This is a genomic window from Streptomyces sp. NPDC020681, assembly GCF_044334895.1.
Lineage (GTDB): Bacteria > Actinomycetota > Actinomycetes > Streptomycetales > Streptomycetaceae > Streptomyces.
Genome location: NZ_JBIRTX010000008.1, coordinates 59,500 through 80,847, shown reverse-complemented (window position 1 = coordinate 80,847; position 21,348 = coordinate 59,500). Strand labels below are relative to the sequence as shown.

The 21,348-nt window shown below is 72.2% G+C and carries 19 protein-coding genes; 10 read left to right on the top strand and 9 right to left on the bottom strand.

What is annotated here, in order from left to right; translation table 11 throughout:
- From ACH4YL_RS20570 to hutI, 3 genes are read left to right on the top strand one after another with little or no spacing between them, the layout of a single operon-like run.
- On the top strand, positions 1–1,191 hold the full coding sequence (locus ACH4YL_RS20570) for an allantoate amidohydrolase (RefSeq protein ID WP_398509090.1): 1,191 nt from the start codon (positions 1–3) through the stop codon (positions 1,189–1,191).
- Positions 1,182–2,516, top strand: coding sequence for a formimidoylglutamate deiminase (locus ACH4YL_RS20565; RefSeq protein WP_398508817.1), 1,335 nt, complete (start codon positions 1,182–1,184; stop codon positions 2,514–2,516). Before ACH4YL_RS20570 ends, ACH4YL_RS20565 begins: the two co-directional genes overlap by 10 nt.
- A 39-nt stretch (positions 2,517–2,555) precedes the next feature.
- Entirely contained in the window at positions 2,556–3,728 is a 1,173-nt protein-coding gene (gene hutI, locus ACH4YL_RS20560; RefSeq protein WP_398508816.1) for an imidazolonepropionase, read from the top strand.
- Here hutI and ACH4YL_RS20555 read toward each other — a convergent pair.
- Entirely contained in the window at positions 3,707–4,573 is an 867-nt protein-coding gene (locus tag ACH4YL_RS20555; protein ID WP_398508815.1) for an SDR family oxidoreductase, read from the bottom strand. The two genes, hutI and ACH4YL_RS20555, sit on opposite strands and share 22 nt — an antisense overlap.
- 130 nt (positions 4,574–4,703) lie before the next feature.
- On the opposite strand from ACH4YL_RS20555, the gene ACH4YL_RS20550 reads away from it, so the two are divergent.
- Positions 4,704–5,393 carry an aspartate/glutamate racemase family protein gene (locus ACH4YL_RS20550; RefSeq protein WP_398508814.1) on the top strand — a complete coding sequence of 230 codons (690 nt, stop codon included), beginning with the start codon at positions 4,704–4,706 and terminating at the stop codon, positions 5,391–5,393.
- A gap of 33 nt (positions 5,394–5,426) precedes the next feature.
- Here the strand turns inward: ACH4YL_RS20550 and ACH4YL_RS20545 are convergent, their stop codons facing one another.
- From ACH4YL_RS20545 to ACH4YL_RS20520, 6 genes are all read right to left on the bottom strand, one after another.
- The gene (locus tag ACH4YL_RS20545) at positions 5,427–6,632 is read right to left on the bottom strand and encodes a cytochrome P450 (protein WP_398509089.1); all 1,206 of its coding nucleotides are present in this window, start codon (positions 6,630–6,632) and stop codon (positions 5,427–5,429) included.
- Positions 6,633–6,733: 101 nt separating this feature from the next.
- Positions 6,734–8,056 carry a cytochrome P450 gene (locus ACH4YL_RS20540; RefSeq protein WP_398508813.1) on the bottom strand — a complete coding sequence of 441 codons (1,323 nt, stop codon included), beginning with the start codon at positions 8,054–8,056 and terminating at the stop codon, positions 6,734–6,736.
- A complete protein-coding gene (locus tag ACH4YL_RS20535; RefSeq protein ID WP_398508812.1) occupies positions 8,053–8,676 on the bottom strand; it encodes a GTP-binding protein in 624 nt (207 codons plus the stop codon). Before ACH4YL_RS20535 ends, ACH4YL_RS20540 begins: the two co-directional genes overlap by 4 nt.
- Positions 8,654–9,013, bottom strand: a complete 360-nt coding sequence (locus ACH4YL_RS20530; RefSeq protein WP_398508811.1) for a DUF742 domain-containing protein — start codon at positions 9,011–9,013, stop codon at positions 8,654–8,656. Before ACH4YL_RS20530 ends, ACH4YL_RS20535 begins: the two co-directional genes overlap by 23 nt.
- Positions 9,010–9,456 carry a roadblock/LC7 domain-containing protein gene (locus ACH4YL_RS20525; RefSeq protein ID WP_398508810.1) on the bottom strand — a complete coding sequence of 149 codons (447 nt, stop codon included), beginning with the start codon at positions 9,454–9,456 and terminating at the stop codon, positions 9,010–9,012. The genes ACH4YL_RS20530 and ACH4YL_RS20525 overlap by 4 nt, the downstream gene beginning before the upstream one ends.
- Positions 9,453–10,802 carry an ATP-binding protein gene (locus ACH4YL_RS20520; RefSeq protein ID WP_398508809.1) on the bottom strand — a complete coding sequence of 450 codons (1,350 nt, stop codon included), beginning with the start codon at positions 10,800–10,802 and terminating at the stop codon, positions 9,453–9,455. Before ACH4YL_RS20520 ends, ACH4YL_RS20525 begins: the two co-directional genes overlap by 4 nt.
- 343 nt (positions 10,803–11,145) lie before the next feature.
- Here ACH4YL_RS20520 and ACH4YL_RS20515 point away from each other — a divergent pair, with 343 nt between their 5' ends.
- From ACH4YL_RS20515 to ACH4YL_RS20490, 6 genes are all read left to right on the top strand, one after another.
- Entirely contained in the window at positions 11,146–12,216 is a 1,071-nt protein-coding gene (locus ACH4YL_RS20515; protein ID WP_398509088.1) for a GNAT family N-acetyltransferase, read from the top strand.
- A gap of 29 nt (positions 12,217–12,245) precedes the next feature.
- Positions 12,246–13,601, top strand: a complete 1,356-nt coding sequence (locus tag ACH4YL_RS20510) for a glycosyltransferase (protein ID WP_398508808.1) — start codon at positions 12,246–12,248, stop codon at positions 13,599–13,601.
- Between the two features lie 11 nt (positions 13,602–13,612).
- Positions 13,613–14,404, top strand: a complete 792-nt coding sequence (locus ACH4YL_RS20505; RefSeq protein ID WP_398508807.1) for a polysaccharide deacetylase family protein — start codon at positions 13,613–13,615, stop codon at positions 14,402–14,404.
- A gap of 137 nt (positions 14,405–14,541) precedes the next feature.
- Positions 14,542–16,473 (top strand): hypothetical protein, encoded by a 1,932-nt coding sequence (locus tag ACH4YL_RS20500; protein ID WP_398508806.1) that lies wholly within the window; start codon positions 14,542–14,544, stop codon positions 16,471–16,473.
- Positions 16,470–16,871: a hypothetical protein gene (locus ACH4YL_RS20495; RefSeq protein WP_398508805.1), complete on the top strand. Its 402-nt coding sequence runs from the start codon at positions 16,470–16,472 to the stop codon at positions 16,869–16,871. The genes ACH4YL_RS20500 and ACH4YL_RS20495 overlap by 4 nt, the downstream gene beginning before the upstream one ends.
- Entirely contained in the window at positions 16,868–17,992 is a 1,125-nt protein-coding gene (locus ACH4YL_RS20490) for a glycoside hydrolase family 26 protein (protein ID WP_398508804.1), read from the top strand. The genes ACH4YL_RS20495 and ACH4YL_RS20490 overlap by 4 nt, the downstream gene beginning before the upstream one ends.
- On the opposite strand, the gene ACH4YL_RS20485 is transcribed toward ACH4YL_RS20490, so the two are convergent.
- Together ACH4YL_RS20485 and ACH4YL_RS20480 are read right to left on the bottom strand one after the other, a co-directional pair.
- On the bottom strand, positions 17,967–20,180 hold the full coding sequence (locus ACH4YL_RS20485; RefSeq protein WP_398508803.1) for a lipopolysaccharide biosynthesis protein: 2,214 nt from the start codon (positions 20,178–20,180) through the stop codon (positions 17,967–17,969). The genes ACH4YL_RS20490 and ACH4YL_RS20485 overlap by 26 nt on opposite strands.
- Positions 20,173–21,324, bottom strand: coding sequence for a DegT/DnrJ/EryC1/StrS family aminotransferase (locus ACH4YL_RS20480; protein ID WP_398509087.1), 1,152 nt, complete (start codon positions 21,322–21,324; stop codon positions 20,173–20,175). The genes ACH4YL_RS20485 and ACH4YL_RS20480 overlap by 8 nt, the downstream gene beginning before the upstream one ends.
- Between the last annotated feature and the right edge of the window lie 24 nt (positions 21,325–21,348).

Genomic DNA, 21,348 nt, shown 5'->3' with positions numbered 1-21,348 from the left:
ATGTGGCGGGAGCTGACTCCCGTCGGGCGCAACCCCGACACCCGCGGGTATCGGCGGTACGCGTGGACCGAGGCCGACGTCGAGTGCCGGAGCTGGTTCCAGGAGCAGGCGGAGTCCCGCGGGCTCGGCTACGAGACCGACCGGAACGGGAACCAGTGGGCCTGGCTCGGCGACCGGGCCGCCGGGGACGCCGTCGTCACCGGGTCGCATCTCGACTCCGTTCCCGACGGCGGAGCCTTCGACGGTCCCCTCGGCGTCGTCTCCTCCTTCGCCGCGCTCGATGAACTGCGCCGCAGAGGTGCGGAGTTCACCCGGCCACTGGCCATCACCAACTTCGGTGACGAGGAAGGCGCCCGCTTCGGTCTCGCCTGCGTCGGCTCCCGGCTCGCGTCCGGGCAGCTGAGCAAGGAGAAGGCGTACGCGCTCCGGGACGGCGACGGCATCAGCCTTCCCGAGGCGATGGAGCGGGCCGGCTACGACCCCGCGGCCATCGGGCCCGACCCCGACCGCCTCGCCCGGATCGGCGCGTTCGTCGAGCTGCATGTCGAGCAGGGCCGGGCCCTGGACCTGTCCGGAGACGCGGTCGGCATCGCGTCGGCGATCTGGCCCCACGGCCGCTGGCGGTTCGACTTCCACGGCGAGGCCAACCACGCCGGCACCACCCGTCTCGTCGACCGGCGCGACCCGATGCTGACGTACGCGGAGACCGTGCTCGCCGCCCGCCGTGAGGCGGAGCTCGCGGGCGCGGTGGCGACGTTCGGCAAGATCTCCGTCGAGCCGAACGGCGTCAACGCCATCCCGTCGCTCGTCCGCGGCTGGCTGGACTCGCGCGCCGCCGACCAGGCGACGCTGGACACCGTCGTCGCCGCGATCGAGCAGGCGGCGAAGGACCGCGCGCAGCACGACGGCGTGGACCTCGCAGTCGTACGGGAGTCGTTCACACCGGTCGTGGAGTTCGAGCACGCCCTGCGCGACGAGCTGAACCGCCTCCTCGGCGGCCGGGTCCCGGTCCTCGGCACGGGAGCGGGACACGACGCCGGAATCCTGTCCGGATCGATCCCGACCGCCATGCTGTTCGTACGGAACCCGACCGGCGTCTCGCACTCACCGGCCGAGTTCGCGGCCGAGGACGACTGTGTGGCCGGAGTCCTGGCACTCGCCGACGTACTGGAGGGTCTGGCGTGCAGGTGACGTACTGGCTGGAACACGCCTGGCTCGGCACTCATGTCGAGCCCGGCGTGGCGCTGGACGTACAAAACGGCAGGATCGAGGGTGCCCACGCCGGGGTCGTGGCCCCGCCGCCGGGAGCGGTGGTCCTGCGCGGCCTCACGATTCCAGGCCTGGCGAACGCCCACAGCCACGCCTTCCACCGGGCGCTGCGCGGCACGGTCCAGGTCGGCTCCGGCACGTTCTGGACCTGGCGCGAGGTGATGTACCAGATCGCCTCGCGGCTGACGCCGGAGACGTACCACGCGCTGGCGCGGGCGGTGTACGCGGAGATGGCGCTGGCGGGCGTCACGTCGGTCGGCGAGTTCCACTATGTGCACCACGCGCCGGGCGGCGCCGCGTACGCGGACCCCAACGCCATGGGCGAGGCGCTGATCGCCGCGGCCGGCGAGGCCGGCATCCGGATCACCCTGCTCGACACGGCGTATCTGTCCTCCGGGTTCGGGCAGCCGCCCGAACCGCACCAGCTCCGCTTCTCCGACGGGACCGCCGACGCCTGGGCCGAGCGCGTCTCGCTGCTCAAGGAGCGGGACGGCGTACGGCTCGGCGCGGCGATCCACTCCGTGCGCGCGGTCCCGGCGGCCGAACTGTCCGCGGTCGCCTCCTGGGCCGCCGACCGTGCCGCACCGCTGCACGTCCATCTCTCCGAGCAGACCGCCGAGAACGACGCCTGCCTCGCCGCCCACGGCTGCACCCCGACGCGGCTGCTCGCCGACCGCGGCGTGCTCGGCCCGCGGACCACCGGCGTCCACAACACGCATCTGACGGACGAGGACATCGCACTCCTCGGCTCGACCGGCACCGGCACCTGCATGTGCCCGACGACCGAACGCGATCTGGCCGACGGCATCGGCCCCGCGGTAGCGCTCCAGCGCGCGGGCTCGCCGCTGTCGCTGGGCAGCGACAGCCATGCCGTGATCGACCTCCTGGAGGAGGCGCGGGCGATGGAGCTCAACGAGCGGCTGCGCTCGCGCACCCGCGGTCACTGGACGGCGGCGGCGCTGCTGCGGGCGGCCACGGAGGACGGGCACGCGGCGCTGGGCTGGGGCGACGCGGGGCGCATCGAGGCCGGAGCGCTCGCCGACTTCACCACCGTGGCGCTGGACTCGGTCAGGACCGCGGGTCCCGTTCCGCGGCTCGCCGCGGAGGCGGCGGTGTTCGCGGCGACGGCGGCGGATGTGCGGCACACGGTGGTCGGCGGACGCCATGTCGTACGCGACGGGCGGCACACCACGGTCCCGGATGTCGCGGCGGCGCTGGAGAAGGCGATCGCCGCGCTGCGGTCGTGACGGCTGCACCCCCACGGCGGTAACTCCCGAGAGGAACCCATGAGCACCACCCTCATCACCAACATCCGCAGCCTCGTCACCAACGACCCCGAACTCGGCGACAACAGCCCCCTCGGCCTGGTCGAGGACGCCGCCGTCGTCGTCGACGGCGACCACATCGCCTGGGTCGGCCGCGCCGCCGAAGCGCCCGACGCGGACGAGGCGTACGACGCCGGGGGCCGCGCCGCCATCCCCGGCTTCGTGGACTCGCACTCCCATCTGCTCTTCGCGGGCGACCGCACCCAGGAGTTCAACGCCCGTATGTCGGGCCGCGCCTACTCCGCCGGCGGGATCCGCACCACCGTCGCCGCCACCCGCGCCGCCACCGACGAGGAGCTGGAGACCAATCTGCTCCGCTATCTCGACGAGGCGCTCCGCCAGGGCACCACGACCTTCGAGACCAAGTCCGGGTACGGCCTCACCACTCACGACGAGGCCCGCGCCCTGCGGATCGCCGCGCTCCACACCGAAGAGGTGACCTACCTCGGCGCGCACATCGTGTCACCGGACCACGCCGACGACCCGGCCGCCTATGTCGCGCTCGTCACCGGCGAGATGCTCGACGCCTGTGCCCCGTACGCCCGTTGGATCGATGTCTTCTGCGAGCAGGGCGCGTTCGACGGCTACCAGGCGCGCGCGATCCTGACCGCCGGCAAGGAGAAGGGCCTCACGCCCCGCGTGCACGCCAACCAGCTCAGCCAGGGCCCCGGCGTGCAGCTCGCCGTCGAGCTCGATGCCGCGTCCGCGGACCACTGCACGCATCTGTCGCCGGAGGACGTCGACGCGCTGGCGAACAGCAACACGGTGGCGACGCTGCTTCCCGGCGCCGAGTTCTCCACCCGCGCCGAGTGGCCCGACGCCCGTCTCCTCCTCGACGCCGGCGTGACCGTCGCACTGTCCACGGACTGCAACCCGGGCTCGTCCTTCACGTCATCCGTGCCGTTCTGCATCGCGCTGGCCGTAAGGGACATGGGCATGACGCCGGACGAGGCGCTCTGGTCGGCGACCGCGGGCGGCGCGCAGGCGCTGCGCCGCACCGACGTCGGACGCATCAGCCCCGGCGCCCGCGCCGACCTCGCGCTGCTCGACGCGCCCAGCCATGTCCACCTCGCCTACCGCCCGGGCGTGCCGCTCGTCTCGGAGGTGTGGCGTCACGGCACCAGGTGCCGGTAGCTGCGCGGGTGCTCGCGCAGATACTCGCCGAAGGTCCGCGCCCGGTGGCCGGTCAGCCGCGGCACCGCGTCGGAGACCTTCGCCATCTCGCCGGAGGCGATCGCCTCGTACGAGGAGACCCAGCCCTCCACCGCCCACTGGGCCGCCTCGAACCCGGCCCGTGACGCGAACGCCTCCTCGCGCGTCTCGGCCACATAGGTGACCGTGCGGCCGGTGACCCGGCTCAGCTCGGCGGCAGCCTCGTCGAGCGAGATCGCCTCCGGCCCGGTGATCTCGTATGTCGCGCCGTCGTGTCCCGTGCCGACCAGCACGGCGACCGCCGCGTCCGCGATGTCGTCGTGCGCGACCGCCGAGACCCGCCCGTTGCCCGCCGGTCCGCGGATCACGCCGTCCTTGCCGGCCATCGCGGGCAGCCCGGCGGCATAGAGGCTGTCGCGCAGAAAGGTGAACGGCAGCCCGGTCGCCCGGATGTGTTCCTCGGTGTGCCAGTGGTCGCGGGCGAAGGTGAAGGTCGCGTCGGCCGCGGCGCCCAGGAACGACACGTACACGATCCGCCCGACACCCGCCGCCACGGCCGCGTCGACAGCGGTGGTGTGGTCCTGCACCCGATGGGCGCCCTCGTGCGCGGAGACCAGAAACAGCGTCTGAGCGCCCTCGCACGCCCGCCGCATCGCCTCGCCGTCCCCGTACTCGGCCGCCGGGGCGACCGTGGCCCCCACGATCGGCGGCACCCGCGCCGGATCCCGACCCAGCAGGCGGGGCGCCGCGCCCCGCTCGGCGAGACGGTGCGCGACCCGGCTGCCGACATGGCCGCTCGCTCCGGTGACGGCGATGACTGGGGGCATGGTGTCTGTCCTTCCCGGTCCCGCGGAACCGACGGCCGACGGCGTGTCAGGTACGTACGAAGTCAGTGTCGGACAGCGGTGTACCGCCCGCAGCTCGCCCGCACCCGCCCGCGCCTGGCAGGCTGGATCGATGAGGACCATCGGACTGATCGGCGGCATGAGCTGGGAATCCAGCGCGGAGTACTACCGGCTGCTCAACGAGCTGGTACGCGACCGGCTCGGCGGGCTGCACTCCGCACGCTGTGTCCTGCACTCCGTCGACTTCGCCGAGATCGAGGAGCTCCAGGTCGCGGGCGACTGGGAGCGCGCCGGCGAGATCCTCGCCGAGGCGGGCCGCGGCCTCGAAGCCGCGGGCGCCGACCTCCTTCTCATCTGCACCAACACCATGCACAAGGTCGCCGACCAGGTGGCGGACGCGGTCGGGATCCCGCTGCTGCATCTCGGCGACGCCACCGCGACGGCCGTACGGTCCGCGGGCCTGAGCCGGGTCGGGCTGCTCGGGACGGCCTTCACCATGGAGCAGGACTTCTACCGGGACCGGCTCGCGAGCCACGGTCTGACCGTGCTGACGCCGGACGCCGAAGGACGGGCCGAGGTGCACCGGGTCATCTACGAGGAGCTGTGTCTCGGCGTTGTACGGGACGAGTCCCGCGCCGCGTACCAGGACGTCATCGGCAAGCTGGTCGCCGGCGGAGCGGAGGGCATCGTCCTCGGGTGCACGGAGATCGAGCTGCTGATCGGCGCGGCGGACAGCCCGGTGCCGGTCTTCCCGACGACCCGGCTGCACGCCGAGGCCGCGGTGGACGCCGCGCTGAGCTGACACCGGCCCAGGCCCCGGGCTCGTCCTCGGACTTCAGGCCACCGGGCGCACCGGCAGCTCCTGCACGCTGTTGCCCACGAAGCTTCTGTGCCGCGGCAGTTCCTCCTCCGTGACCGCGAGGTCCAGCTCGGGGAAGCGGGTGAACAGCTGCTCCAGCGCGATCGTCGCCTCCATCCGGGCCAGCGGCGAGCCCAGGCAGTAGTGCGGGCCGTGGCCGAGCGAGAGATGCCTGGTCGCCGCGGTCCTGGTGACGTCGAAGAGGTCCGCGTCCGGTCCGTGCGCGGCCTTGTCGCGGCCGGCCGCCGAGTAACCGGCGAGCACCGGTGTGCCCTTGGGGATCACGGTCCCGTCCAGCGTGATGTCCCGGGTCGGGTAGCGGAACGGGAAGAAGCTGACCGGGCTGTCCCAGCGCAGTGTCTCCTCGACCACGTCGGACCAGGACGCCTTGCCGGACTGGACGAGTCCGAGCTGGTCGCGGTGTGCGCACAGGCCCCTTACGGCATTGGTGATCAGGTTCAGCGTCGTCTCGTGCCCGGCGATGATCATCAGCAGCAGTGTGCCGATCAGCTCGTGCTGGCTGAGCCGGTCGCCGTCCTCCTCGCGTGCCGCGATCAGCGCGCTGGTCAGATCGTCGCCCGGTGTCTCAAGACGGGTCGCGGCGACGGTGGCGAGGATCGCGACCATCTCGCGGTTCGCGGCCATCGCCTGCTCGGGGCCGATGTCGGTGGCGACGATCTGGTTCGACAGATGGTGCAGCCGGTCCTGGTACTCGGCGTCCACGCCGAGGAGTTCGCAGATCACACCCATCGGCAGCGGCAGCGCGAAGTGCTTGCGCAGATCGGCGACGCCGTCGCCCGCCGCTGCCGCGTCGGCCAGCCGGTCCAGCAGCTGCGCCGTCACCGTCTCGATCCGCGGCCGCAGCTCCTCCACCCGGCGGGCCGTGAACGCCTTGCTCACCAGCGAACGCAGCCGCCGGTGGTCCGCGTCGTCGGCGGTGGTCATGCCCTGCACGGTGGCGAAGGTCTTCAGCGGCCAGCCGTCGGGTATCCCGCCGTCCTGGAGTGCGGTGAAGTGCCCGGCGCCCTTGGCGACATCGGGATGCGCGAGGAACTCCTTGAGCGCGTCGTGGCCGAGTACCGCCATGCCCTGGACGTCTCCGGGCAGGACGACCGCCGCCACCGCGTTCTCGGCGAGCAGCCGGGCGTTGGCCGCGTGCGGGCAGCCACCGGCCGGGTCCATCCGGTGCGGCGTGACACGTGAGGTGTTCAACTGGGCTCTCCTGACTGCGAGAACGAGGACGACTGCGAGAACTGGGACGACTGAGACGGCTGCGACGACTGCTATGCGGGTGGCACGTGCTGCTGCGGCAGCTGCGGATCGGTGAACCGCACCGGCAGCGCCGCAAGCCCCTTGCTCCAGGGCGACTTGATCCATTCCAGCTCGGACTCCGGCACGGCCAGCTCCAGATCGGGCAGCCGGTGCCGGATCGTGTCCACGGCGGTACGGGTGATCAGCCGGGCCGGATCCTGCGCCGGGCAGGTGTGCGGGCCCGCGCCGAACGCCAGATGCGAACGGTTGCCGGTCACCGGAACACCGTCGGCGGGCAGCACTTCGGGATCCTGGTTCGCTCCGGCCAGACCGAGCAGCAGCATGTCCCCGGCGCGGACGTCCTGGCCGCCGAAGCGCAGATCCCGGGTGGCGTACCGCGCCGGGAAGTTCTGCGTCGGCGGGTGCCGCCACAGCACCAGGTCCAGCGCGTCGTCCACGCTCAGATGCCCGCCCGACAGCGAGGACCGGAAGGCCGGGTCGCAGAGCAGGATGCGCAGCGTGGTGGCGATCCAGTTCACGGTGGTCTGATTGCCCGCCACGAACATCACCACCAGGTTGTGCAGCACCTCCTCGTCGGTGAGCCGCGCCGGGTGGTGCAGCAGCGCCGATGTGACATCGCTGCCGGGCCTGCGGCGCTTCTCCTCGATCAGCGCGGCCAGGATCGCGCCCATCCGCCGGCTGGCGTTGACCGAGTCCGCGTTGGCGGCGGCCATGCCGGCGATGGCCTGCACCAGTTGCTGTCCGGTCCGGTCGTCCAGACCGAGCAGGCCGGTGACGACCATCAGCGGGAGCTTGCGCGCGTAGTGCGGCACCAGATCGGCCTCGCGGCGTTCGGCGAAGGACGCGATCAGCCGCTCGGCGGCGGTCCGTACGCTGCGGCGCAGCTCGTGTCCGTTGATCCCGGCCAGCGCGTCGGACACGGCCGTACGCATCCGGCGGTGCTGCTGACCGTCGGTGTACAGCAGCGCGGGCCGCCAGCCGACCATCGGCATGATCGGCGAGTCCGCCGGCACCCGGCCCTCGCGCAGCAGGGTCCAGCGGCGCGGGTCGTGCGAGAAGTCCTGCTCCTCGCGGGTGAGCCGGAGCAGCTCGCGGTGGCCGAGCACCAGCCACGCCTGGATGCCGGGCGCGATGGCCACCGGGGCCACCGGGCCGTGTTCGCGGCGCAGTTGCTCGTAGAACGCGGGCAGCGAGTCGCCGTCGAGTTCGGGGCCGTACAGCGCGGGCGCGGAGGTGACCGGGCAGCGGGCGCCGGTCCCGGGCGAGGGCGGCGGCGAAGGCGTGGTGCCGGTCGACGGATGCGGCGGTACGGGGGGCGGCGGCAGCGTGGTCATGGGGACTCCGTGGCGGCGTTGATGAGATGGCTGACGAGCGCGATCAGCGCGCGGACCGAGGAGCGCACGTCCCGGGCGTCGCACCACACCAGCGGGGTGTCGGGGAGCAGATCGAGTGCCGCCCTCAGCTCCTTCTCCTCGTGCTGCGGGCTGCCCGGGAAGACATTGACGGCGACGGCGAACGGCAGCCCCAGATCCTCCAGATTGCCGAGCGCGTCGAAGGACGAGGTCAGATCGCGGGTGTCGACCAGGGCCAGCGCGCCGAGCGCGCCCTTGGCGAGATCGCGCCAGGCGGGCAGGAACCGCTGCTGGCCCGGCGTGCCGAAGAGGTAGAGCACCAGCTCGCCGTCGATCGTGATCCGGCCGAAGTCCAGTGCGACGGTGGTGGTGGTCTTCGACCGGTCGACGCCGGTGTCCACGCGGGCGCCGGCCTGCGTCATCATCGCCTCGGTGGACAGCGGCTCGATCTCCGAGACGGTGCCGATCAGCGTGGTCTTGCCGACGCCCAGCGGCCCGACGACCAGGATCTTCGCCGCACCCGCGACGCTGGAGGTCACGTACTTTCCCGCGTCCGACCCTGCCGGGTTTCCCGTGGCGTCAGAGACGGCTTTCGAGGCCATGGAGGACCTTTCTGAGCATGGTCACATCGGCGCGTTCGGCCGGCGGAATGGGTGGGCGGGTCACGATCAGCCCCCACTCGAGGAGGTCGGAGAGCAACACCTGCACCACCGAGGGCGGCTGGCCGAGGTGGGCGGCCACTTCGGCGACCGACAGCAGACCCTGGCAGTGCGCCAGGATCGTGTGGTGCTCCGGCTGGAGGGACGGCGGAAAGGCGGCCTCCGTGGCCATCACCAGCGTTTCCCAGGACAGCGGCTCGCTGCCGGAGTCCGCGCGTCCGCCGGTGATCACATACGGGCGTACCGCCGATGTGGTCCGTTCCTCCGGGCGGTCCGTCATGACGGATCGGTCACCGGATCCCGTGGCTGACTCGTCAGGTGCGCGCCGATCTTCGCCACCAGCAGCTGCATCTGCTGGGCGACCAGGCCGACATCGGCGTCGGTGTCGGTGGCCACACCCAGGTGCGCGCCCACTCCCGCATGGGTGAAGAGCACAAATCCGTGATCGGTCTCCAGCATCAGCTGGCGCACTCCGGCGCGGCCGCCGAACAGCAGCGCGGCGGTGGAGCGTCCGGTCATGGTCATCGCCGCGCAGGCCGCGGAGAGCGACTCGGCCTGGGCGACGCTGAGGGAGGAGACGGGCCCGGTGAGGTTCTCGGCGGAGGCGTGTCCGAGCCGCAGACCGTCCTCGGAGACGACCACGGCGTGCCGGACGCCCGGGATCTCGGTGAGCGGGCGCAGCATCCAGCCCAGGTCGGGAAGTCTCGTAATGGTCCCGGTCACGGCCGGCCTCCATCGTGCTCGTCGGGTACGTCGGTGTCGTCGAGGGCCGCGCGCCCGCGCCGCGAGCCGGACACCACACTGGCGATGGAAGCGCGGGCGGCCTCCGGGGTCCAGGGGGACTGCTCGGGTTCCGGGTCGGGCGGCGGCTGGAGGGCCTGTTGGGCCGCGGCCTCCACCGCGGCTCCGCGGCGGCTGCGGCGGCGCGGCAGCGCGCCGGACAGTGAGCCGGACTGCTGGCCGGGCTGCGCCTGCTGCGGTACGACGTGGTGTGCGGCCCCGTCGGGCCCGCGCGCAGGCTCCTCCTGGGTCTCGGTCTGCCGGCCCGCCTGGCCCGGCTTCGCGAAGTGCGACAGCGGCTCGGTCAGCAGCCGGAACGGCACGAACGTCACCGCACGCGTCCCGCCGTACGCCGAAGCGCCCGTCAGCTCGACATTGAAGCCGAGTTCGCGGCTCCAGCGTCCGACGCAGGCGAGCCCCAGCCGCGGCACCGCGCCCAGCTTCGCCAGGTCCAGTTCGTCGCGCAGCTGCGCCGTCGCCTGCTGCAGCACGTCCGGCGGCATGCCCAGGCCCGCGTCGTCGATCTCGATGACGGCCCCGGCGCCGACCTCCCGGACGGTGACGACGACCTGGGTGCGGGAGGGCGAGAACACCGTGGCGTTCTCCAGCAGTTCGGCGATGGCGTGCATCAGGCCCTCGACCGCCGGCGGCACCACGTACAGCGTCTGCCCGCCGTGCACCTCGATCCGGCCGAACTCCACGATCCGGGACTGTGCGCCCCGTACGCAGTCGTAGAGCGAGACCGGCTGGGTCTCGCGGCGGGCCGGCCAGATGCCGCACATCACCAGCAGCGTCTGCGCCTTGCGGGTCATCTGCGAGGCGGCGTGGTCGGCCTGCATCACCTCGGCCATCAGCCGGGAGTCGTCGATGCGCCGCTCCACGCGGTCGAGCACCTGCTGCTGGACCGTGGCCATGGCGTGCATGTTGCGGGCGACGGACTCGAAGGCGGCCTGCACGGAGTCGCGCAGCGCTCGCTCCCGGCGCACCGCCTCGTCCGAGCCCAGCGCCTGCACGACCGCGGCCAGCGCCCGGGCGAACTCCTCACCGGTGTCGGCGGCCGGTGCGAGCGGCCCCGGCATCGAGTCGAGTCGCTGTCCGGTACGCAGCCGTTCGGTGATCGCGGGCAGCCGGACCGCCGCGAGGTGGGCGACCTCGGCGCCGCGTGCGGCGGCGGTCCGCTGGTCGCGGGCGCGCGCCGCACGTTCGGTGGCGAGCTTCCGTAGAAGCAGGAACGCCCAGGTGAGGGCCAGTACGGCGACGGCCGCGCAGCCGATCGCCAGGCTCACCACGACGACCTCGACATGATGTCTGTGCAGACCACGACCACGGAGACTGAGTCCTTCCAGGACACGCCGAACTCCCTTGGGGGATCGGAAGCACTCAGATCCTACGATCAACAGGGCGTATTCGAACGTCAGTTGAGCAATCGCCCATACATTGGTGAAGCGTCCGCTCTCTCAGGCCTCATGCGTCACTCGAGCAACATCGGTATCCCCCGCTTTCGCGGTCCTTCACGGATCCGTCACAAGAAGGGCATTGCTCCCTATCCTGTCGCGATATCGCCCGGTACCGTCCTGTCCTGGGGAAAGCTCATGGGGTGGGACCTGGGGGGTCGGGTTGAGCGGTGTACGCATTCGTGTGCTGAAAACCGAGGAGCTGGACGAAGGGGACACCGAGGCCTGGCGGGAACTGCGCGCCAAGTCGGGTGCGCCCGCCAATCCGTTCATGGAGCCTGAGTTCACGCTGGCCGTCGGCCGTGTGCGGCCCGCGGCCAGAGTCGCGGTGCTGTGGGAGGACGGGGAGCCGGCCGGCTTCTTCCCGTACGAGAGAGGCCCGCTCGGCCACGGCCGGGCGATCGGCCTCGGCGTCTCCGACTGCCAGGGCGCGGTCCTGCGCCCCGGCCTCGCGGTCACGGCCCGGGAGCTGATGCGCGCGTGCGCCCTGTCGGCCTGGGAGTTCGACAATCTGGAGGCGGGCCAGGGACTGTTCGCGCCGGCCGCGGCGGAGGAGTTCGCCTCTCCGGTGATCGACGTCGGCGCGGGTTACGAGGCGTACGAGCAGGTGCTCCGGACGCAGTCGCCGAAGTTCCTCAAGACCACGCTGGCCAAGGAACGCAAACTCGGACGGCAGGCGGGCCCAGTGCGCTTCGTCTTCGACGAACGCGATCCGGCGGCGCTGCGCCGGCTCATGGAGTGGAAGTCCGCGCAGTACCGCAGGACGGGCCGCCGCGACCGTTTCGCCAAGGACTGGATCAGCACGCTGGTACGGCTGCTCCACGAGACGCGCTCGCCGGACTGCTCCGGCGTGCTGTCGGTGCTGTACGCCGGGGACCGGCCGGTCGCCGCGCACTTCGGCCTGCGCTCGCGCACGGTGCTGTCGTGCTGGTTCCCGGCGTACGACCCCGAGTTCGCCAAGTACTCGCCGGGCCTGATCCTGCATCTGCGGATGGCCGAGGCGGCCGCGGAAAAAGGCATCGGAATGCTCGACCTGGGCCGCGGTTCCGCGGAGTACAAGGACGCGCTCAAGACCGGCGAACTCCGCGTCCACGAGGGCTCCGCGGCGCGCCCGGGAGCCAGGGCGGCCCTGTACTGGCTGACCCGTGAGCCGCCGCGCCGCGCGCACAGCTTCGTCCGCAACAGGCCGCGGCTGGCGGGCTACGCGCAACAGACGCTGAACCGGCTGGGCAGGCTGCGCGGCCGGTGAGGGCCGGGGGAGCGGAAGCAGGGACTGTGATGGAAGCACAACGACCGCGCCTGGCTCCGATCCAGGTCACGGAACTGAACCTGGACGGCCCGGACGGGGCGGTGCTGAGCTTCGGCCCGGCGATGAGCGGAGGCGGCGGGTCCGCGAGCCCGGGCGCCTCGCCCGGTGCAAGCCGCGGTGACGTCTACGCGCTCGTACGGCTGCGCGGCCGCCCGGTCGCCACGGTCGTGTGCCATGTGCCGCCGGGCAAGAACGCGGCCGACGTCGTGGCGGTGGCGGCCCGCGCGCAACTGGCCGCCGCCGATCGGTCCGGGCACCTCGGTGGACGGACGGCGGAAGGACCGGCAGCGGTATCCGACCACGACCTGCCGCGCACCAGCGTCGTCGTCGCCACCCGTGAACGGGCCGATCAACTCGCCCGCGCGCTGGACTCGCTGCTCGCGCAGGACCATCCGGACTTCGAGATCGTCGTCGTCGACAACGCGCCCGCCACCGGCGCAACTCAGGACCTCGTCGAGCACAAGTACGCCGACCGCGTCCGGTATGTGCGCGAGTCCGTGCCCGGGCTCGCGATCGCGCACAACCGCGGCATCGCCGTCGCCGACGGCGAGGTCATCGCCTTCACCGACGACGACGTGGTGGCCGACCCGCACTGGCTCACCGCCCTGACCGCGCCGTTCGCCGCCGACCCCGGTCTCGGCTGTACGACCGGGCTGATCCTGCCCGCCAGACTCGGCACGCCCGCGCAGATCCTGCTGGAGAGCCACGGCGGCTTCGCCAAGGGCTTCGCGCCACGCAGCTACGACCCGGCCCGGCCGCCCGCCGACGAACCGCTGTTCCCGTTCACCGCGGGCAGCTTCGGCTCCGGCGCCAACATGGCCTTCCGCGCCCGGGTGCTGCGCGACATCGGCGGCTTCGACCCCGCGACCGGCACCGGCACTCCCGCCAGGGGCGGCGACGACCTGTACGCCTTCGTCAGCGTCCTCGCCGCCGGCCACCGGCTGCGCTACACACCCGAGGCACTCGTCTGGCACCACCACCGCGAGACCTGGCAGGACTTGAAGAACCAGGCGTACGGATACGGCGCGGGCCTCACCGCGTATCTCACGGCCCTGCTGGTCCGCCGCCCCGCCCTGCTCCCCGCCCTGCTGCGCAAACTCCCGCGCGGCCTGGCGCACGCCCGCACCATCACCGCCCACCGCGAGGCCGCCACCGCGGCCGTGCCCGGCGCGCACGGCGCGCAGGACTACCCGTGGCCGCGCCATCTGTCCCGGCTGGAGCGGCGCGGCATGCTGGCCGGACCGCTCGGGTACGCGAAAGCCCGCCGCCGGGTCCGGGGCGTACCGCTGCCCTGGTCCCCGCCCCAGGGCGGACGGCAGACATGAAAGGCGGCACCATGCCCCGGATTCCCGTACTCCTCTACCACGCCGTCATGGACGATCCGCCGGACTGGATCGCCGAATTCACCGTCACCCCGAAGGAGTTCGGCGCACAACTGGACGCGATCGTGGCCAGCGGCCGCACACCGGTCGCCATCAGCGCGCTCTCCGACCACCTGGCGACCGGCACGGAGCTGCCCGACCGCCCCGTGGTCCTCACCTTCGACGACGGCTTCGCCGACCTCCCGGGCCCGACCGCCGAGGCTCTGGCCTCCCGTGCCCTGCCCGCCACGGCCTATCTCACCACCGGCGCGATCACTCCCGGCGGCCGCAGCCTGCTGCCGCCCGCGCCGATGATGACGCTCGCCCAGACCCCGCGCCTCGAGCAGTACGGCCTGGAGGTCGGCGCCCACACCGTCACGCACCCTCAGCTGGACACCCTCCCGCCGTCCGCGCTCCGCCGTGAACTGCGCGAGCCCAAGGCGGTGCTGGAGGACGTGCTCGGCCACGAGGTGACGCATCTCGCCTATCCGCACGGCTACAACAGCCGCTCCGTGCGCCGGGCGGCACTGCGCGAGGGCTACGCGTCGGCGGCGGCCGTCCGTCACGCGCTGAGCTCTCGGACGGACGAGTCGTACCGCATCGCCCGCCTCATCCTGCGCCGCGGCCACACGGTCGCGGACGTCGAGACCTGGATGTCCGGCCACGGAGCGCCGGTCGCGCCGTTCCCCGACTCACCGAAGACGGTCGGCTGGCGGCTCTACCGGCGCGCGCGGGCGGCGGTGAAAGGTCCGGTGTTCGCGGGATAGCGGGATAGCGGGATAGCAGGGACCAGAGTGCAAGAGAGCCACGCAAACACGGAATCAGTTCCTATACTTCGCTGAAGGGACAGCGGCGTGACGGCCGCGACCACATTCGTGGGGGGAGTCGCACTGTGCGCCTACGCGTGCCTACACCGCTCACAGGGCGCAGTTCGCCGCCCGACGCCCTGGACGGCACCGAGCAGAAACCGCCCGCCGAACCCGAAAAGCCGCAGCTGCGCAGAACCTCCGAACTGCTGCCGCCGGACCTCGTGTTCAGCTGGCTGCCGCTGCTCCTCGGCATCGGTCTCTGGCTGTACGCGCTGCCGCGCATCGGCTTCCGCTCCATGGGCGACTACGGTCTCCTCGACCGGCTGCCCGCCGCCTTCTATCTGTCGCTCCTCGTCCTGACCTGCGGCTTTCTGTTCAGTCTGCGCCGGGCCGGTACCGCTCCGTGGTGGCCCGCCGCGTACTGCGTGGCCCTGCTCTTCGCGCTCAAGGCGGCGCCCGCCGTGCTGTACGACTCGGTGCGCTACCCCTGGGCGTCCAAGCACGACGCGGTCATCAACCAGCTCTTGATCAACGGCGAGCTGCGGCCGAACGCCGCACTGTCCGGCAACATGTCGGCGTACGACCAGTGGCCGGGCTTCTTCTCCCTCAACGCCGCGCTGGTGCGGGCGTTCGGCGTGGACGGCGCGACCGCCTATCTCAACTGGGCGCCGATCGTCTTCGGCCTGCTGCTGATGCCCGTGCTGATCCTGATCTACCGGACGTTCACGGAGGACTGGCGGCTGGTGTGGACCGCCGTCTGGATCTTCCAGGCGGCCAACTGGGTCGGGCAGGACTATCTGGCCCCCCAGGGCTTCGCGTTTCTGCTGCATCTGACCGTGCTCGCCGTGGTGCTGCGCCATTTCGTACGCCCGGGCTCGGCAGGCAGGCTGCGCGACCGTACCTGTCTCGATCCGGTGGCAGCGCCGGTCCCGCCGCCCACCGGTGTGCGCCAGCGGGCCGTCTGCATCGCGATTCTCGCTCCGCTCATCGCCGCGATCAACGCCTCCCACCAGCTCACACCGGTCATGCTGTGCGCCTCACTGCTCGCGCTGACGCTCACCCGCCGGTACCGGAACATCGGGCTGCTGGCCGTCGCCGGGCTGCTCATGCTGATCTGGGACCTGACCATGGGGCGGCCCCTGTTCGTCGAGACGCTGCACACCCTGCGCGACTCGATCGGCGACCTGCTGCAGAACTCCCGGGCGGGGTATGCCGGCGAACTCACCGGACCGGGGCCGGAGCTGGCCGGGCGGGCCAATGTGCTGATGGTGCTGGCGGTGGCCGTCCTCGCCGGGATCGCGGTGTTCACCCGGCGCAAACTGACCCGGAGCGCGCTGCCGCTGCTGCTGGTGTCGGCCGCGCCCGTGCCGATGTTCGCCGTCAACGACTACGGCGGCGAAATGCTGTTCCGCGTCTACCTCTTCGGGCTGCCGGGCGCTGCCTTCTTCGCGGCGGCGGCGCTCGTGCCGGCCGTCGTCGGCACCCGTCGGGCGCCGAGCAGGGCCGACGCCGTCCGCCGGCGGGTCACCGGCGTCGCACTGCCCGTCGTGCTGGTGGCGCTGATCGTGGGCTTCATGCCGTCGTACTACGGCAAGGAGAAGATGCACTACACGCCGCCCGCCGAGACGGCCATGGTCACCCGGGCCATCGACCAGGCGCCCAAGGGCGCGCTGATGCTCGCCACCACCGGCTCCTTCCCGCAGGCGCTGCACCGCTACGACCAGGTGGAGCACTGGTTCTTCGCCGAGCAGGAGCTCCCCGAGAACGAGAAGATGCTGCGGGACCCCGCCCGCTATCTGGCCGACGGCATCCCGCCCGGTGCCCCTGCGTTCGTCGTTCTCACCCGCACACAGGACATCTACAGCGCCGGCGAGGGACTGCTGCCGCCCGGCGGCTTCGGCCGGCTGCGCTCGAGCCTGTCGGCCTCACCGCTGTTCGAGGTCGTCGAGGAGCATCCGTACGGCGTCGTGTTCGCATACCGGCCAGGAGACCCACGGGGCTCCCGAAGCGGGGGGACCACCCCATGAAGGTCAATCAGAACCAGCTGAGAGCGGGCGTGGCCGTCTCCGGATGGGTGGCCCTCGCCGCGACCGCGCTGCCAGGCGGTTCACCGTTGCGCTGGATACCCGTGCTGCTCTTCGTCTGCTTCGGGCCCGGCCTCGCCATGCTCTATCCGCAGCCCGGCCGGCTGCGGTCCGGCGCACGTCTGGAGGCGTTCGCGCTGGCCGCGCCGATCAGCCTGTCGCTCGGCGTGCTCACCGCCACCTCGCTCTTTCTGGTCGAGGCCTTCTCGGCCACCGCGTTCGTGGTGGCGCTCGCCGCGTTCGCGACCGTGGTCGCCGCGCTGCCCGGTCTGCCGCTGCCGGCCGCCACCCAGGGTGCCGCGGAGCGGGTCAAACGCAAGCCTGCGGACAGCGGCCGATGAGTGAGCACCGCGCAGGGCCGCCGCACAAGCTGGCGTACGCCCCGGTCGTGCTGGTCGCCGTGGCTCTGATCGTCGCCGCGTTCGTCGTCCTGGAGGGCGGCGGCAACGGCACGGCGGAGAACGGGGACGAGGATCTGCCGCAGAACGCGGCGTCCGGCGAATCGCCGACCGGGTCCTGCGCGCCGGACGAGAAGCTGGCTCCGCGGTGCGGCGCCTGGTGGGGTGCCTACATCCCGTACGACGCGAACAGTTCGCTCACCGAGCCGGTGTACGCGTTCGAGAAGAAGATCGGCCGCAAGCTCGATCTCGTCTACACGTACCACGACATGTCGGGCAAGAAGGCCGACGGCGAACTGCTCACCGACGACGAGCAGGAACTCGGCAAGGACCGCATGCTGATGCTCGCCTGGGAGTCCACGGTGTGGAAGGAACGGCACCACGCCAACTACACGGAGACCCAGCTCGGCTGGAAGAACATCGCCTCGGGCAAGTACGACGCCGAGATCATCGACCCGCAGATCCGCCGCCTCAAGGCCTACGGCAAGCGGGTCCTCTTCTCCTTCGACCAGGAGGTCGACGCCCGCATCAAGGAGGGCGCCGGCACGCCGGCCGAGTACGTCGCGGCCTACCGGCACCTGCACGACCGGTTCCGCAAGCTGGGCGCCGACAACGTCGTGTGGGTGTGGACCGTCTCCGGCTATCTGGGCAGCGCCGCCACGATGAAGCAGCTCTATCCGGGCGACGACTACGTCGACTGGATCGGCATGGACCAGTACAACTACTTCGGCTGTCATGACACCACCGACTGGAAGGACTTCGACGAGAGCCAGCGGCCCACCTACGACTGGCTGCTGGAGAACATCTCCGCGAAGAAGCCGGTGATGCTGGCGGAGTTCGCCACCGCGCCCGACCTGGCCGACACCGGACGGCAGCGCGGGTGGTACACCGCCATTCCGGAGGTCATCAGGACCATGCCGAAGGTGAAGGCGATGGTCCACTGGAACCGGGCGACCTCCGAGGAAGCCGAGTGCGACCTGACGGTCAACTCCGGTCCCGCGCTGGAGGGTTACCGGGAGGCGGGCGCCGACCGCTACTTCAAGCAGGCGGTTCCGACCCGCTGAGGGACTTCCCGTCGCGGCGGCGCCAGGCCCGGGCACCGGCCGCCGCCGCGTACAGCCCGGCGAACGCGGCGAACACCGGCAGCGCGGCCGCGGCCACGGCGTCCTGCGCCACCCAACCGGCCACCGCGAGCAGCCACACCGCGCCCGCCGTCGCCCGCTCGCCCGCGCCCAGCGCGCGCAGCGCCACCGCGGCGAGCCCGAGGCAGAGCACCTGGAGCGCCACGGGCAGGACGCGCAGCACACCGGCCGGGCTGTCCAGGCCGGCCGCTTCGGCGAGGAAGTCCGCGAACATCCCTGCCCAGGGCCCGTCGGCCGGCTCCGGCCGGATGCCCAGCAGCAGCGGCGCGGTGTGCAGCGCGGCGACCGTCACCAGCAGGATCGCGCCGATCAGCGCGGGCCGCGGCCGCTGGAGCGCGACGGCCGCGCAGTACACGACGATCAGCAGGATGCCCGACGCGACGGTGACCGGAGGCAGCGCGTCGATGAGCTCGCCGCCGTGCAGATGACGTGTGCCGAGGTGCTCGGCCCGGGCGAGCGGGACCCAGAAGAGCCCGGCGGCCAGCCCGAGCCAGAGCCACAGCCAGCTGGTCAGCCGGTCCTCGTCGGCCCCGCCGGGCGCGGGCTGCCGCTCGGACGCGGGCTCGTGGACGTACACCGGAATGCCGAGCGCGGGCGTCGCCGTGTCGTGCCCGCCCCGCAGATACGTGGTCTGGCGCGCCCATTCGGAGCCGTACTCCTGCTCGTCCCGCGCGGCCCGCTCGCGCCGCTCCGCCGCCCGCCGCGCCCAGTTGGTCCCGTACTCGATCTCCTGCTCGCGTCCCCGGTACACCAGCCGCGCCAGCCGGGACGGCTTCGGTTCGCGGCCCGTCAGCGCCGCACGCAGGCCCGGTGCCGCCACCACCGCCATGAACGTCATCGACAGCAGCATCGCCAGACCCGCGCCCGAGATGCCGACGGGGCCCAGCAGCAGGGCCGCGCTGCCCAGGACCAGCGTGCACATGGTGCCCTGGAGCACGGCGAGTACGCCGGTGCGGCCCTGGACGCGCAGGACGCCGATGTACAGCTCGACGACGACCCGCGGCAGAGCGGCCGCCGCGAGCAGGCGCAGGACGGTGGTGCCGTGTGCCGCGTAGTCCTCACCGAACGGGGCGAGGATCTGCGGTGCCAGCACGACCAGGAACAGCACGACCGGCACCAGCAGCACGGCCATCCGCCGCAGCGCGCCGCGTACGCCCGAGGCCAGGCTCTCCGGGCTGTGGGAGGCGTGGGCGGTCAGCGACGAGGCCATGTTGATGGCCATGAACTCCATCGTGCCGCCGACGGTGTACGCGATGTAGAAGAAGCCGTTGTGCGCGGCGTCGAAGCGGACGGCGACCATCACCGGCAGCAGGTTGATCATCGCCAGCGAGAACAGCGAGCCGACCGAGTCTCCGGCCAGGAAGCGCCCGATGTCGCGCATCCGCAGCGGCTCGCGGTCGCGGTCCGCGGCGGCCTGCCGGGGGATGAGCCTGCGGAAGACCAGCCAGCCGAGCGGCAGCACGGACAGGGCGATGGCCGCGGCCCAGGAGACGAAGATGCCGAGCACGGGCAGGGCGGTCGCGAAGACGGCGAGCAGCAGCAGCTTGCCGATGGAGAAGACGGCGTTGCCGACCGGCACCCACACGGCCTTGCGCAGCCCGGTCAGCACGCCGTCCTGCAGCGTCAGCAGCGCCCAGGCGACACAGGCGGCGATGAACAGCAGTCCGGGGCCGAGCCCGCCGAGCGGGGCGTACGAGGGCCCCCACAGGTCCAGCGTGAACAGAAACACCACGGAGGCGACGCACACCACGAGCGAACTGATCGCATACGCCCGCCACACCAGGGGCCCGGTGGCCCGCCCGGCGCGCGGCACGTACCGCACCACCGCGCCGATCATGGTGGTCGCGGTGATGGACGCGAGCAGCCGCATCGCGGCGATGGCGGCGGAGCCCTCGCCGACGGCCTGCTCGGTGTAGTACCGGGCGGCGACAAGCCAGAATCCGAGCCCGAGGGCGGCGGAGACGCCGGTGGAGAGCATCAGAGCGTAGGCGTTGCGGAACATGGAGTCACCGCTGGCCTGCGCGGCAGCCGTGTCACCGCCTTCCGGCGCCGCCTCGGCAGGATCGGTTCGGGAGGCGTCCCCGGGCCGCAGCCGGGTCGTCTCAGCCACGGTCCGGCTCCCGCGGCAACGCCGCCGGGCGTGCGCCCAGCTCAGTCAGGATCGAGAGCACCAGTTCCGCCCTCAGCGGGTCCACCGGCAGCGCGTGGCGGGCGAACCAGGATGCGGCCCCGGGCGCGGGTGAGGGGTCCGTGAAGAGCTCGCCCGCGTACGCGTCGAGCGGCGGGTCGTACAGATAGCCGACCGTGATCCCGTGACGGGCCAGCGCGGCGATCGCCGCCTCGCGGTCCTCGACCAGGAGCGGGACCCGGAACAACGGCTGAGCCGGGCCCGGGCGAGGCAGGGCCCAGCGGGAGGCCGACAGGAGCCGAGTGCCCGCGGTGTGTGCGGCGAGACGGGTGTCGAGGCGGGTCAGCAGCCGCTTCGTGCGGCGCAGCCGCAGCCCGCCGGGTCTGAGCCGGTAGTCGTGCATGTCCACCCGTATCCACGAGTGGAGGCCGGCCAGAGCGGGCTCGGCGGACAGCGCCTGCTTGAGCTCGCCGGGGCGCAGCGGCATCCGGATCTCGTTGCGCTCCTCGAGGCCGAGCAGCCGCAGCGTGGCGCGGGCCGCGCCGACGAGCCGCAGTCCCCGCACACCCGCCTCGGCGTACGGCCGCAGGCCGTAGACCAGCTCGGACGCGAGCCTGGTCGGCGAGAGCAGCTCGTCCCGTGCCCGCTCCAGCGCCGGACGCAGCGCCGGGTCCGCGATCGCGAGGAATCCGCCCGTCTTCGCCCCGGTGTGCTTGGACAGGCTGAAGACCGACGCGTCCCCGAAGCTGCCGACCGGCCGCCCGTCCACCTCGCTGCCGATCGCGTGTGCCGCGTCTTCGAGCAGCGGAATGCCCAACTGGTCGCAGCGCGCACGCAGTTCGGGCGCCGGATCGGGATTGCCGTACAGATTGGTGGTGAGCACCGCGGACAGGCCGCGCCACACCGCATCCGGCACGGCTGCCAGGTCGATCGAGCCGTCCTCGGCCTTCAGCGGGGCCTGTACGGGACGCAGTCCGGCCGCGAGGACCACGAAGAAGATCACATCGTCGTTGACGGGCGACATGAGCACCCGCCCGCCCGGCGGGCACCAGTGGCGCAGCGCCACATAGAGCCCCAGACGGCATGACGGCATGTAGAGCGATTCCCTGCCCAGACGCCGGCGCATCAGCTGTTCCAGTGGTGCGTACGC